Source organism: Curtobacterium sp. MCBD17_032 (genome assembly GCF_003234855.1).
Taxonomy (GTDB): Bacteria; Actinomycetota; Actinomycetes; order Actinomycetales; family Microbacteriaceae; genus Curtobacterium.
Map to the genome: position 1 here is coordinate 176,909 of NZ_QKTO01000003.1, position 13,626 is coordinate 190,534.

General features: G+C 72.0%; 9 protein-coding genes, 1 tRNA gene and 1 other RNA gene. 3 read left to right on the forward strand and 8 right to left on the reverse strand.

The features are described 5' to 3' along the window. Nucleotides 1–9 precede the first annotated feature (9 nt). Nucleotides 10–1,497 (reverse strand): malate:quinone oxidoreductase, encoded by a 1,488-nt coding sequence (locus DEI91_RS06275; protein WP_111051468.1) that lies wholly within the window; start codon nt 1,495–1,497, stop codon nt 10–12. Nucleotides 1,498–1,614: 117 nt separating this feature from the next. Here DEI91_RS06275 and DEI91_RS06280 point away from each other — a divergent pair, with 117 nt between their 5' ends. Beyond that, nucleotides 1,615–2,694, forward strand: coding sequence for a hypothetical protein (locus DEI91_RS06280; protein WP_111051469.1), 1,080 nt, complete (start codon nt 1,615–1,617; stop codon nt 2,692–2,694). A gap of 383 nt (nt 2,695–3,077) precedes the next feature. Here the strand turns inward: DEI91_RS06280 and DEI91_RS06290 are convergent, their stop codons facing one another. The 5 genes from DEI91_RS06290 to ffs all read right to left on the reverse strand — a co-directional run bounded on the left by DEI91_RS06290 (nt 3,078) and on the right by ffs (nt 9,219). Further along, entirely contained in the window at nt 3,078–4,136 is a 1,059-nt protein-coding gene (locus DEI91_RS06290) for an aspartate-semialdehyde dehydrogenase (RefSeq protein WP_111051471.1), read from the reverse strand. A 19-nt stretch (nt 4,137–4,155) separates the two neighbouring features. After that, entirely contained in the window at nt 4,156–5,421 is a 1,266-nt protein-coding gene (locus DEI91_RS06295; protein WP_111051700.1) for an aspartate kinase, read from the reverse strand. Nucleotides 5,422–5,537: 116 nt separating this feature from the next. Beyond that, nucleotides 5,538–6,137, reverse strand: coding sequence for a recombination mediator RecR (gene recR / locus DEI91_RS06300; protein ID WP_110890002.1), 600 nt, complete (start codon nt 6,135–6,137; stop codon nt 5,538–5,540). Beyond that, nucleotides 6,137–9,031, reverse strand: a complete 2,895-nt coding sequence (locus tag DEI91_RS06305) for a DNA polymerase III subunit gamma and tau (protein WP_111051472.1) — start codon at nt 9,029–9,031, stop codon at nt 6,137–6,139. Before DEI91_RS06305 ends, recR begins: the two co-directional genes overlap by 1 nt. A gap of 91 nt (nt 9,032–9,122) precedes the next feature. After that, nucleotides 9,123–9,219, reverse strand: an RNA gene (gene ffs, locus DEI91_RS06310) — signal recognition particle sRNA small type. Nucleotides 9,220–9,256: 37 nt separating this feature from the next. On the opposite strand from ffs, the gene DEI91_RS06315 reads away from it, so the two are divergent. Further along, nucleotides 9,257–9,931, forward strand: a complete 675-nt coding sequence (locus DEI91_RS06315; RefSeq protein WP_111051473.1) for an NAD(P)H-binding protein — start codon at nt 9,257–9,259, stop codon at nt 9,929–9,931. An 88-nt stretch (nt 9,932–10,019) separates the two neighbouring features. On the opposite strand, the gene DEI91_RS06320 is transcribed toward DEI91_RS06315, so the two are convergent. Then, nucleotides 10,020–11,216 (reverse strand): acetate/propionate family kinase, encoded by a 1,197-nt coding sequence (locus DEI91_RS06320; RefSeq protein ID WP_111051474.1) that lies wholly within the window; start codon nt 11,214–11,216, stop codon nt 10,020–10,022. Continuing rightward, nucleotides 11,213–13,342, reverse strand: a complete 2,130-nt coding sequence (pta, locus tag DEI91_RS06325) for a phosphate acetyltransferase (protein WP_111051475.1) — start codon at nt 13,340–13,342, stop codon at nt 11,213–11,215. Before pta ends, DEI91_RS06320 begins: the two co-directional genes overlap by 4 nt. A 143-nt stretch (nt 13,343–13,485) precedes the next feature. Here pta and DEI91_RS06330 point away from each other — a divergent pair. Continuing rightward, nucleotides 13,486–13,570 (forward strand) — tRNA-Ser (locus DEI91_RS06330). The last annotated feature ends 56 nt before the right edge of the window (nt 13,571–13,626 follow it).

Consider the following 13,626-nt stretch of genomic DNA (forward strand, 5'->3'; position numbering starts at 1 on the left):
CAGGGCGCGTCAGCGATGCAGGCCCAGGACGGCCGCCGTGCGATCGAGGGTCGCGCTCGCCAGGGCGGGGTCGTCCCCGAGGTCCCGACCGTACGTCGGGACCATCTCGCGCACCGACGCCTGCCAGCCGTCCCACCGGTCCGGGAAGCACCGCTGCAGCAGGCCGAGCATGATCGGGACGGCCGTGGACGCCCCCGGGGAGGCGCCGAGGAGGCCGGCGATGGAGCCGTCCGCGGACGTGATGACCTGCGTGCCGAACTGCAGGACGCCACCCTTCTCCGGGTCGGGCTTGATGACCTGCACCCGCTGTCCGGCCGTGATGCGGTGCCAGTGCTCCGGTCGCGCACTGGGCATGAACTCGCGCAGTGCGTCGAACTTCGTGCGCTTCGAGGCGAGGAGCTGCCCAACCAGGTACTTCACGAGGTCGAAGTTCGAGAACGCGACCGCGAGCATCGGACGGAGGTTGTGCGGGCGGATCGACGTGACGAGGTCGAGCATCGACCCCTGCTTGAGGAACTTCGGACTGAAGCCCGCGTACGGCCCGAACATGAGCGACGCCTGCCCGTCGACGATGCGGGTGTCGAGGTGCGGCACCGACATCGGCGGGGCCCCCAGGCTCGCCTTGCCGTAGACCTTCGCCGCGTGCTTCTGCACCACCTCCGGGTCGTCGGTGCGCAGGAACTCGCCGGACACCGGGAACCCGCCGTACCCGCGGATCTCCGGGATGCCGGACTTCTGCAGGAGCTGCAGCGCGCCGCCACCGGCTCCGACGAAGACGAACTCCGCCGCGATGCGCTGCTTCGAGCGCCCCACCTCGTTGCGGACGTCGAGCACCCAGCCGTCGGAGACCTTCGACCGCGCGATCTTCGTCACGCGGTGCGACGGCTCGAACTGCAGCCCGTCGATCTCCAGCTGGTCGAAGAGCTGCCGGGTGAGCGACCCGAAGTCGACGTCGGACCCCGCCGCCGAGTACGTCGCGGCGATCGGCTGGTCCTTCTTCCGGCCCGGGATGAGTGCCGGTGCCCACTTCCGGATCTGCTCGGCGTCCTCGCTGTACTCGAGTCCGGCGAAGAGCGGGTGGTCCTTCATGGCGTCGTAGCGAGCACGCATGTAGGCGACGTTCTCCGCACCCCAGACGAAGGAGATGTGCGGCGTCGGGTTGATGAAGCTCGTCGGGTCGGGCAGCGTCCCGTCCTCGACGAGGTGCGACCAGAACTGGCGGGACACCTGGAACTGTTCGTTGACCGTCACGGCCTTCGCGATGTCCACGCGACCGTCCGGCAGCTCCGGCGTGTAGTTGAGCTCACAGAGAGCCGAGTGCCCGGTCCCGGCGTTGTTCCACGGGTTCGAGGACTCCTGCGCCGCACCGCCCAGTCGCTCGTACACGCGGATGGTCCAGTCCGGCTCGAGCCGGTGGATGATCGCGGCGAGCGTGGCGCTCATGATCCCTCCGCCGACGAGGACGACATCGATGGGGTCCACCTGCTTCTCTGCCACCCGTCGAGCCTACCGCCGCCGCCTGGCCGACGCCGTTCCCCTCGCGACCGTCGGTCGTATCGCATCTGGAACACGGAATACCATCAGGCTCTCCGCGTCCTCCAGAGAAAGCAGACCATGCGCCGATCCGCCCGTGTCGCCGGACTCATCACCGTCCCGTTCCTCGCGACCGTCCCCCTCCTCGCCGTCAGCACGCCGGCCGGGGCGGTCACGCCGACGCCTGTGTCGTCCGCCGCCGAGACCACGATCGTCACGCTCCGCATCCCAGGTGCTGCCGGCTTCGTCGGCATCGGCACTGCGGACGGAGCCGAGCAGGCCCACACCGACGCAACGGTCGCCGACACAGTCCGCCTGCCCGCCCCGGGCACGACCGGGCCGATCATCATCAGGGACCGCTGCTTCAGCCCCGCGAACGGGCCGGGCCTGCCCTTCGCCCTCCTCGTCGACGCCGCAGACCCGTCCCGCTGCCTCGCGGTCCGAACGGTGGCCACGGCCGGTGGCGGCCTGCGGGTGGTCGGCGCAGACCCGCTCTCCCTCGTCGACGGACTGACGCTCGAGCAGGCGCCGGACTCGACTGCGTTGCGCTTCGGTGACATCGGCTCCGACTTCGAGATCGTCACCCGGGGCGAGTTCGACGCTCCCGAGCTCACCACGACGACGATCAGCGTCGGCGACCCGCTCGCCGGGACGGCGCAGCCGGGCGCCCACGTCGTGGTGACCCGTGGCACCGACGTCCTGTGCGAGACCGAGGCCGGCGGCGCGGACGACGCGCACCCCGGCAGCTGGTCGTGTGTGCCCGACGGTCTCGTCGCCGGTGAGCACGACCTCGACCTCTACGGGGTCTCCGCCGCCGGGCAGCCGGCGGGTCCGCGGTCCGCGCACGTCACGGTCACGACGGGGACGGATCCCGGGACCGGCCCCACCACCCCGGCGCCCGAACCGGATCCCGGCGCCGGCACCGGCACCGGATCGGGATCGGGATCGGGATCGGGTCCGGCGCCACGTCCCGCGCCGACGGCCGACACCCGACCCACGACCGACACGAGTCGGACAGCATCCGGCTCCACGAGCGCGCACCTCCCGGGCCGACTCGCGTACACGGGAGCTGAGGTCGCCCGGACCGGTGCCGCGGCGGCCGGCCTCATCGGACTGGGCACGGCCCTGCAGCTGCTCCGACGTCGCATGCGCCGGTCCTGACGACGCACGGTCCGGTCGGGAGGCCCGCGCCGGTCCTCACGACACACGGTGCGGTCGGGAGGCCCGCGCCGGTCCTGACGACACACGGTCCGGTCGGGTGGCCCGCGCCGGTCCTGACGACACCCGGTGCGGTCGGGAGGCCCGCGCCGGTCCTGACGACACACGGTCCGGTCGGGAGGCCCGTGCCGGCCACCGCGCGCAGGGGCAGCGTCGGCAGCACGGCCGGTGCCGAGAGGGCCGCCGGTGCGGCCAGCGCCCCAGCCCGCCCGGCGCACCCAGAGCACCCGACGCGCCCAACGCGCCCGGCCGATCGGACCCGATACACGACCGGAGGCCCGGTACCGACCGGTACCGGGCCTCCCGGAGGTCTCGCGCTCGTCGGATCAGACGGCGACCGACCGCCTCGCCACGACCGTCTCCGCGATCTGCACCGCGTTGAGCGCGGCGCCCTTCCGGAGGTTGTCGTTGCTCACGAAGAGTGCGAGGCCACGGCCCTCGGGAGCGGACTGGTCGGCACGGATGCGGCCGACGAAGGACGGGTCCTGACCGGCGGCCTGCAGCGGCGTCGGGACGTCCGACAGCTCGACACCGGGAGCTGCGGCGAGCACCTCGGTCGCGCGCTCCGGCGACAGCGGCCGGTCGAACTCGGCGTTGACCGAGATCGAGTGGCCGGTGAAGACCGGGACGCGGACACAGGTCCCGGCGACCAGCAGGTCCGGCAGGCCCAGGATCTTCCGGCTCTCGTTGCGGAGCTTCTTCTCCTCGTCGGTCTCCCCCTCGCCGTCGTCGACGATGCTCCCCGCGAGCGGGACCACGTCGAAGGCGATCGGGCGGACGTACTTGACCGGTTCCGGGAACGTGACGGCTGACCCGTCGTGGGTCAGTCCCGCGGTGTCCTGCTCGAGCGCCGCGCGGGCCTGACCGAGCAGTTCCTCGACGCCGGCGAGACCGCTGCCCGAGACCGCCTGGTAGGTCGTCGCGACGAGGCGACGGAGTCCCGCTTCGGTGTCGAGCACCTTGAGGACCGGCATGATCGCCATCGTCGTGCAGTTCGGGTTGGCGATGATGCCCTTCTCGGCGTCGTCGATCGCCTCCGGGTTCACCTCGCTCACGACGAGCGGGACCTGCGGGTCCATCCGCCAGGCACTGGAGTTGTCGATGACCAGGGCACCGGCCGCGGCGAAACGCGGGGCGAGGGTCCGCGAGGCGGTCGCCCCGGCGGAGAAGAGGGCGACGTCGATCCCGGACGGGTCGGCGGTCTCGGAGTCCTCGACGACGATCTCCTGCCCGCGGAACGGCAGGGTCGTGCCGGCGGAGCGAGCGCTCGCGAAGAACCGGACGGTGGTGGCCGGGAAGCCGCGCTCCTCGAGCAGGCGGCGCATCACGCCGCCGACCTGGCCGGTGGCGCCGACGACGGCGACGGTGAGCTGGGTGTCGGTCATGGTCGTGCTCCTGCTCGGTTCAGCGGCCGGTGCCGGCGTAGACGACGGCTTCGTTGTCGGCGTCCAGGCCGAACGCCTCGTGCACGACGCGCATCGCCTCGTTGAGGGTGTCCGCGCGGGTGACGACGGAGATGCGGATCTCGGAGGTCGAGATCATCTCGATGTTGATCGACGCGTCGTGGAGGGCACGGAAGAGCTGCGCGGAGACGCCCGCGTTCGTCCGCATGCCGGCACCGACCAGGGCGAGCTTGCCGATCTGGTCGTCGTACTGGATGCCCTCGTAGCCGATGTCGGACTTCGAGACCTCGAGCGCGGTGAGGACGCTCTGACCCTGGTCCTTCGGCAGTGTGAAGGAGATGTCGGTCCGCCCGGTCGACGCTGCCGACACGTTCTGCACGATCATGTCGATGTTCGCTCCGGCGCGGGCCACGATCGTGAAGATCTCGGCCGCCTTCCCGGGCTGGTCGGGCACGCCGACGACGGTGATCTTGCCCTCGGAGAGGTCGCCGGCGATGCCGGTGATGATCGGTTCTTCCACGGTTTCCCCCTCGGCAGGGTTGTAGACGATGGTTCCCTCGGCGTTGCTGAACGAGGAACGGACGTGCAGGGTGACGCCATGGCGCCGGGCGTACTCGACGGCACGGATGTAGAGGACCTTCGCGCCGGATGCTGCGAGTTCGAGCATCTCCTCGGTCGTGACCCGGTCGATCTTCCGCGCCTTCGGCACGATCCTCGGGTCGGCGGTGAAGATGCCGTCGACGTCGGTGTAGATCTCGCAGACGTCGGCGTCGAGCGCAGCGGCGAGGGCGACGGCGGTCGTGTCCGAACCGCCGCGGCCGAGCGTGGTGATCTCACCGGTGGTCCGGTTGAACCCCTGGAAGCCGGCGACGATGGCGACGTGGCCGGAGTCGAGCGCCTCACGGACCCGCTTCGGCGTGACGTCCACGATGCGGGCCTTGCCGTGCTGCGCGTCGGTGAGCATGCCCGCCTGGCTGCCCGTGTACGACGAGGCCTCGACACCGAGGCTCTTGATGGCCATCGCGAGGAGTGCCATCGAGATCCGCTCCCCCGCGGTCAGGAGCATGTCGAGCTCGCGGCCGGCGGGGATCGGGGTGACCTCGTGCGCCAGGTCGACGAGCTCGTCGGTGGTGTCGCCCATCGCGGACACCGCCACGACGACGTCGTTGCCGGCCTTCTTCGTCTCGACGATGCGCTTCGCGACGCGCTTGATGCTCTCGGCATCCGCGACGGACGAGCCACCGAACTTCTGCACGATCAAGGCCACGGGCACGCACTCCTGGGGACGGTTCACCGCGACGTCACGCGGCTCGACGATCGTAGCCGGTGTTCCTCGGATGTTGCGTCGGACCGGCATGCGACGCAACGATCCCGCGCGGCCGGTCAGCCCCCGACGACCCGTCGGCCCTCGAACGCGCGGCCGAGCGTCACCTCGTCGGCGTACTCCAGGTCGCCGCCGACCGGCAGGCCGGACGCCAAGCGGGTCGTCCGGATGCCCATCGGCACGAGGAGCCGGCTGAGGTAGGTCGCCGTCGCCTCACCCTCGAGGTTCGGGTCGGTGGCGATGATGACCTCGTCCACGGTGCCGTCAGCGAGTCGGACCATGAGCTGCTGGATGCGCAGGTCGTCCGGTCCGACGCCGTCGATCGGGCTGATCGCGCCGCCGAGCACGTGGTAGAGCCCGCGGAACTCCCGCGTGCGCTCGATCGCGGCGACGTCCTTGGCCTCCTCGACCACGCAGATCGTGCTCGGCGACCGGCGTGGGTCGCGGCAGATGCTGCACCGGACGTTCTCGGTGACGTTCCCGCACACCTCGCAGAACCGCACCTTCTCCTTCACCGTACCGAGGAGCTCGGACAGCCGCGTCGGGTCGAACGACTCGGTCTGCAGGATGTGGAAGGCGATGCGCTGTGCCGACTTCGGCCCGATCCCGGGCAGGCGGCCGAACTCGTCGATGAGGTCCTGGACGATGCCGTCGTACATCAGACGTTCCCCTCGGTCAGCGACGTCTCCTCGATGAACTGTGCGCCGAGGATCTCGCGCACGACCGCCTCGCCGTACCTTCCCGGCACGGCGGTGCGGCGGACGCCCGGTGCGCCAGCCCCGGCCTGCTGCCCCTGCTGCCGCGCCTGCGGGGCGTCCTGCTGCGGTGCGCCCTGCAGCTGCGGCCCGCCCGACGGCTGCGCCGGACGAGGCGGTGCGGACTGCTGACCGGGTGCGGTCTGGTGCGGGACCGGTCGAGCAGGACGGCCACCGCCCGGCCCGGGGTCCGGGAACGGGGCGCCGTCGTCGAACGGCTCGTCGTCGAGCGGGTAGTCGTCGACCGGCACGGCGTCCGACGGAACGCCGTGTCCGGTCTGGGCGACGACCCGACCGGCAGGCCCGCCCGGCGCGACCGCGCCGGGACCGGTCGACCGGCGGTCGCTCCCGTCCGGGGACGGCGTCGCAGCCGGACCGGAGGCATCCGGGGCAGCCTGCGGCGCCGACCGCGGCTGCGCTCGCTCCGCCGGGGCGACGGCCGCGTCGGCCGGCACGGCACCGAACGGCGCGGCCCACGAGGGTTCGATGTCCTCGGGGACGGCGTCGGCCGTCGGGTCGGAGGCGGGGATGGTGGCGACGGCCCACTCGGTGACCGGGCCGGAGTCCGGAGGCGCGCTCGCGGCCTGCGGGGAGGTGCGTCCCGCCGAGCTGCCGGAGCTCGGCGCTGGACCGGCTCCCGAGCCCGAGCGAGGGTCTGCCGTCGGTCGTTCCCGGGGAGTGGTCGGGTCCGCCGTGGTGGGTGCCGGAGCACCGGCAGCGCCCGACCCCTGCTGGGTGCGTGCGGCCGGGCCACCGCTCGAGCGGTCCGGTTCCGGCGCGGCCTGCGTCGGAACGGCCTGCACCGGAGCGGCCTGCACCGGAGCGGCCTGCGTCGAACCGGCTCGGGCCGACGGAGCCTGCGCCGGAGCGGGCTGCGCGGGCGTGGTCTGCGCTCGTGCGGCACCGGCTCCGGCAGGACCACCGCCGGGCCCGCGGGCGACGAACTTCACGCGGAAGCCGAGCACGTCGTTGATCGCGGAGCGCAGGTGTTCGCTGACGCTCGTGTTCGGGTCGCTCATCTCCTTGAACGAGGCGACGTCCTGTTGGCTCGGGAAGGTCAGGGTGAGGACGTCGTCCTTCAGCGCGGTGACCTGCGCCGTCGCGACGACCGCCCACGCGGAGCGCTTCGCCCGCTGGACGTGCTCGACGATCTGCGGCCAGGTGTCGCGCATCTGCTGCAGGCCGACGGGGGTGACCGACCGGACGGCAGGCTCGTCCCCGATCACGGTGCCCACCCCGGTGGACGACGGCGACGCCTGCCCGTCGTCCGGTCCGGAGGACCGTGACGGGGACGCTGCTGGCGCAGGGGTGCTCTCCGGCACGGCGGCGGCCCACGAGGCTGCGGCACTGCGGGCAGCGTCGCCGGTCGGAGCGCTCGGGGCGGCCGGCTCGGATGTCGGTCCGGCCGGGGCGGACCCCGCGACCGGCCGGCCGGCCGGGTCCGCCAGGGCATCCGTACCGGTCGTCGCAACGGGTCCAGCCGTGGCGGGCGCGGCTGCCTCCCGCACAGGCGGCGCGGGTGCATCCGTCGTCGGTGCAGTCGTCACCGGGCTGGCCGGGGCACCGGTCGTCCCGGTGGGGGCCGGAGCGGCCACCGGCACTTCGGCCGGCCCGGCCTGGTGTCCGCCGGCATCGCCGACACCGACCCGACGCTCGAGCCGTTCGACGCGGGCGAGGGCACCGCGCTGGGTGTCGTCCGACTCCGGGACGAGCATGCGGGCGACCATGAGCTCGAGGTGCAGGCGCGGTGAGGTCGCACCGGTCATCTCGGTCAGGGCGCGGTTGGCGATGTCGGCTCCGCGGGACAGCGCCGTCGCACCGAACACACCCGCCTGCCGGGACATGGTGTCGAGCTCTTCCGGCGAGACGCCGCGCAGCACGGCACCCGCGCCCTCGTTGGTGGCCGCGACGACGATCAGGTCGCGGAGGCGCTCGAGCAGGTCCTCGACGAAGCGCCGCGGGTCCTGCCCGGTCTGCACGACACGGTCGATCGCCGAGAACGCCGATGCCGGGTCGGCCACGGCGAGTGCGTCGACCACGTCGTCGAGCAGTGCCGCATCGGTGTAACCGAGGAGCGCGACGGCCCGCTCGTACGCGATCGCACCGTCCTCGCTGCCGGCCATGAGCTGGTCGAGCAGGGAGAGCGTGTCGCGGACCGACCCACCGCCGGCACGCACGACGAGCGGCAGGACGCCCGGCGCGACCGACACCGACTCCTGCGCGCAGAGCTGCTCGATGTACTCGAGCATCGTCGCGGGCGGGACCAGCCGGAACGGGTAGTGGTGGGTGCGCGAGCGGATGGTCCCGATGACCTTCTCGGGCTCGGTCGTCGCGAAGATGAACTTCACGTGCTCCGGCGGCTCCTCGACCAGCTTGAGCAGCGCGTTGAAGCCCTGCGGCGTGACCATGTGGGCCTCGTCGAGGATGAAGATCTTGTAGCGGTCCCGCGCCGGGGCGAAGACCGCGCGGTCCCGGAGGTCGCGGGCGTCGTCGACACCGTTGTGGCTCGCGGCGTCGATCTCGATGACGTCGAGCGATCCACCGCCACCGCGGGCGAGTTCGACGCAACTGGGGCAGACGCCGCACGGGGTGTCGGTGGGTCCCTGGGCGCAGTTCAGGCAGCGGGCGAGGATGCGTGCCGACGTGGTCTTGCCGCAGCCGCGCGGGCCGCTGAACAGGTAGGCGTGGTTGACGCGGTTGGTCCGGAGCGCCGTGCGGAGCGGGTCCGTCACCTGCGACTGCCCGATGAGTTCGGCGAAGTTCTCGGGCCGGTAACGGCGATACAGGGCGGTGACCACGCGACCAGGGTAGTCGGCACCGCCGACACCTCGACACCGCTCTCCACAGCGCCGGAACAGGTCTCCGACACGGAGGAACAGGTCCGTACACGAAGAAGACCCCTCACGCACCCGCCAGAGCCCGGTTACCCTTGCTGCGTTTCCGCCCTGGGGGAGTTGGCCTGGATGGCGTCACGTGAGGAGCCGCTGAACACTCTACCGGACGCGAGGAGCAGCATCGAACGCATGAAGATCGCCATCGCCGGAGGTCATGGGCAGATCGCCCTGATCCTCGAACGCCTCATCACCGAAGCCGGCCACGACGCCGTCGGCATCGTCCGCAACCCAGCACACGTCGCCGACGTCGAGCAGACCGGCGCGAAGGCGCTCGTCGCAGACCTCGAGCAGCTGTCGGAGGAGGACCTCGCCCTCCGCCTCCGCGGCTTCGACGCGGTGGTCTTCGCCGCGGGTGCCGGTCCGAACAGCGGCGCCGAGCGGAAGCTCTCGGTCGACCGGGACGCCGCCGTGCTGCTCGCGGAGGCCGCGGTCCGCCTCGACATCGACCGCTACGTGATGATCTCGGCGATGGGGGCCGACGCCTACGACCCAGAGGCAGCGAAGCTCCCCGCCGAGGACGAGGACGGTGTCTTCCAGGTCTACCTCCGTGCGAAGGCCGAGGCGGACGCGAACGTCCGGATGCGCCGGTTCCGCTGGACGATCATCCGTCCCGGGGCACTGCTCGACACCCCACCGCAGGGCACCGTCACGGTCGGCCGCACGGTGCCGCGCGGCTCGATCCCCCGCGCCGACGTGGCGGCGGTGGCCCTGCACGCGCTCCTCGACGACAGTGCGGTGGGCAAGCAGTTCGAGGTCACGAGTGGGGACACCCCCATCCCGGCCGCCCTGCGGGCGCTCGGCTGACCAAACCGACCGGACGACGGACGGCAGGCCCACCGCCGGACCGGTGGTGCGCCTCCCGTCCGGCAGGTGGGTGCGCAGGCGACGCGCGTCAGAGCGCGACGGCCGCCGACTGCCGGGCGATCTCGAGCTCCTCGTTCGTCGGGATGACGAGGACCGCGACAGGGGACGCGTCGGTGGAGATCCGCCGTGCCTCCTCGGCGCGCAGCTCGTTGCGGTCCGGGTCGACCTCGATGCCGAGGTGCTCGAGGCCCGCGAGCACGCGCCGTCGCAGCAGGGCGTTGTTCTCGCCCACGCCCGCGGTGAACACGACGGCGTCGAGCCCGCCGAGCTGTGCGGTGTAGGCGCCGACGTAGCGGCGGATGCGGTGCCGGTACACGGCGAGCGCCGCTTCGGCGGTCTCGTCGCCGTTGCTCGCTGCCTCCTGGACGTCACGCATGTCCCCGCTGCCGGTCAGGCCGAGCAGACCGGACCGCTTGTTGAGCATCGTGTCGAGGTCCTCGAAGGACATGCCGGCTTCGCGGTGCAGGTGGACGAGCACGGCGGGGTCGAGGTCGCCGGATCGGGTGCCCATGACGAGGCCCTCGAGCGGGGTGAGCCCCATCGACGTCTCGATCGACCGCCCGCCGTCGATCGCCGCAGCCGAGGCGCCGTTGCCGAGGTGCAGCACGATCGTCTTCAGCTCGGACAGTGGCCGGTCCAGGAACACCGCGACCTGCTCGGACACGTACTTGTGGCTCGTGCCGTGCATGCCGTAGCGGCGGATCTGGTACTGCTCGGCGAGGTCGGCGGGGATCGCGTAGGTGTAGGCGTGCGGCGGCATCGTCTGGTGGAACGCGGTGTCGAAGACCGCCACGTGCGGGACGTCCGAGAACACCTGCTTCGCGGCCCGGATCCCCTCGAGGTTGGCCGGGTTGTGCAGCGGGGCGAGGCTCGACAGGTCGTCGATCTGCTGCTCGACCTCGTCGGTGACGACCGTGGCGGCGTCGAAGCGGGTGCCGCCGTGCACGACGCGGTGCCCGACGACGGCCGGCGGGTGCTCGTCGAAGGACGGGCCGACCTTCCGGAAGGCGTCGATCATCGCCTGGAACCCCGCGGCGTGGTCGGGCACCTCGGCGCTGTCGTTCGACGAGGTCTCCCCCGTGAGCGCGTTCGTGTGCTTCCACGAGCCGGTCGACTCGCCGATCCGTTCGACCAGGCCGGAGGCGAGGGTGCGCTCGTCCTCGAGTTCGATGAGCTGGTACTTGAACGAACTCGAGCCGGAGTTGACGACGAGGGCTGCGCTCACGAGGGGTCACCTTCTGTGCTGGATGCGGTGGCCGCGGTGCCGGCCTGGATGGCGGTGATCGCGACGGTGTTCACGATGTCGCTGACGAGGGCGCCGCGCGAGAGGTCGTTGATCGGCTTGCGGAGGCCCTGCAGGACGGGTCCGACCGCGACCGCGCCGGCCGACCGCTGGACGGCCTTGTACGTGTTGTTGCCGGTGTTCAGGTCCGGGAAGACGAACACCGTCGCCTGGCCGGCCACCGGGGATCCCGGCATCTTCGCGCTCGCGACCGTCGGGTCGGCGGCGGCGTCGTACTGGATGGGTCCCTCCACGAGCAGGTCCGGCCGACGCTCGCGCACGAACGCCGTGCCCGCGCGGACCTTGTCCACGTCGGCGCCGGTGCCGCTGTCGCCGGTCGAGTAGCTGAGCATCGCGACGCGGGGCTCGATGCCGAACTGGGTGGCGGTCTCCGCCGACGAGATCGCGATGTCGGCGAGCTGCTCGCTCGTCGGGTCGGGGATGACCGCGCAGTCGCCGTAGACGAGCACCCGGTCGGCGAGGGCCATGAGGAACACGCTCGACACGATGGAGGTGTCGGGACGGGTCTTGATGATCTCGAACGACGGCCGGATGGTGTGCGCCGTGGTGTGCTTCGCACCGGACACCATGCCGTCGGCGAGCCCGAGCTGCACCATCATCGTCCCGAAGTACGACACGTCGGTCACCGTGTCGCGGGCGAGCTCGACGCTCATGCCCTTGTGCGCCCGCAGCGCCGTGTACTCCTGCGCGAACCGCTCGCGGAGCTCGGGGTCGAACGGGGACAGCAGCTGCGCACCCTCGAGGTCGAGTCCGAGTTCGGTCGCCCGTGCCCGGATCGCACCCGGGTCGCCGAGGATCGTGAGCGCGCACACCTGGCGCTGCAGGAGCGTGGAGGCCGCGCGGAGGATGCGGTCGTCGTCGCCCTCCGGCAGGACGATGTGCTTCCGGTGCTCGCGGGCCCGGTCGATGAGCCCGTGCTCGAACATGAGCGGTGTGACGACGCCGGAGGGCGTGAGCTGCAGTCGCGCGCGGAGGGCCTCGCCGTCGACGTGTCGCTCGAACAGCGCCAGCGCGAGGTCGGCCTTCCGCGGCGAGTCGGCGGCGAGACGGCCCCGGGTCTGGGTGATCCGCATCGCCGTGTCGTAGGTGCCCAGGGCGTTCTGCGCGATCGGCAGGGAGCTCGACAGACCCTCGAGCAGCCGGGAGACCTGCGGGGCGGTCGCGAAACCCCCGTTGAGGATGACGCCGGCCAGGCTCGGGAACGTCTCCGACTGGTTCGCGAGCAGCGTGGCGATGAGGACGTCGTTCCGATCGCCCGGCACGACGACGATGCCGCCCTCGATGAGCCGTGGCAGGACGTTCTCCATGCTCATGCCGGCGACGACGGTGCCGAGGGCCTCGCGGTCGAGCAGCGCCTCGTCACCGCGGACGAGCGTCGCGTCGGTGGCCGCGAGGAGCGCCCGCACGGTCGGGGCGACCAGGACCGCGTCCTCCGGGATCGCCCACACCGGGGCGTCCGGGTGGTGGTCGTGCACGGCGGCGGTGACGCTCGCGACGATCGCGTCGAGGGCGTCCGGCTCGGCGCGGTTGACGACGACGCCGAGGAGTTGGGCGTGCTCGGCGCGGAGTTCGCTCGTCGTGACGTCGGCCACCTGCGCCATGGCGTCCGCCGTGCGCGCTGCCCGCTCGGCCGAGTCGCGCCCGCCGAGCACGAGCAGCACGGGGGCACCGAGGTTCGCCGCGACCTTGGCGTTGAACGACAGCTCGGTCGGGCTGCCGACGTCGGTGTAGTCCGAGCCGAGGACGACCACGGCGTCACACCGGCGCTCGACCCCGGAGAAGCGGGTGAGGATGGTGGCGAGCGCGGCGTCCGGGTCCGCGTGCACGTCGTCGTAGGTGACACCGACGGCATCGTCGTAGGGGATGTCGACGGCGGTGTGCTGGAGCAACAGTTCGAGCACGTAGTCGGGCTCGTCGACCGACCGCGCGACCGGGCGGAAGACCCCCACGCGCCCCACGGTCCGGGCGAGGGTCTCGAGCACCCCCAGTGCCACGGTGCTCTTGCCGGTGTGTCCTTCTGCTGACGTGATGTAGATGCGGCTCGACACGTCCTCCAGGGTAGCCCTCGCACCCGGGCGGACCCGGGGCGTGCGGTGTCGGTGGAGGCAGGCCGGACCGGCACTGCCAGGTGTGGTCGTGAGCACCCCCGGGGACCTGTACCATGGGGTGTCGTCACCGTGAGGTGACGCCCGGAGGATTCGCCTAGTGGCCTATGGCGCACGCTTGGAAAGCGTGTTGGGTGCAAGCCCTCGGGGGTTCGAATCCCCCATCCTCCGCATCACGGACCGGACCCCCGCCACGGCGGGGGTCCGGTCGTTGCGGCCGGCACCAG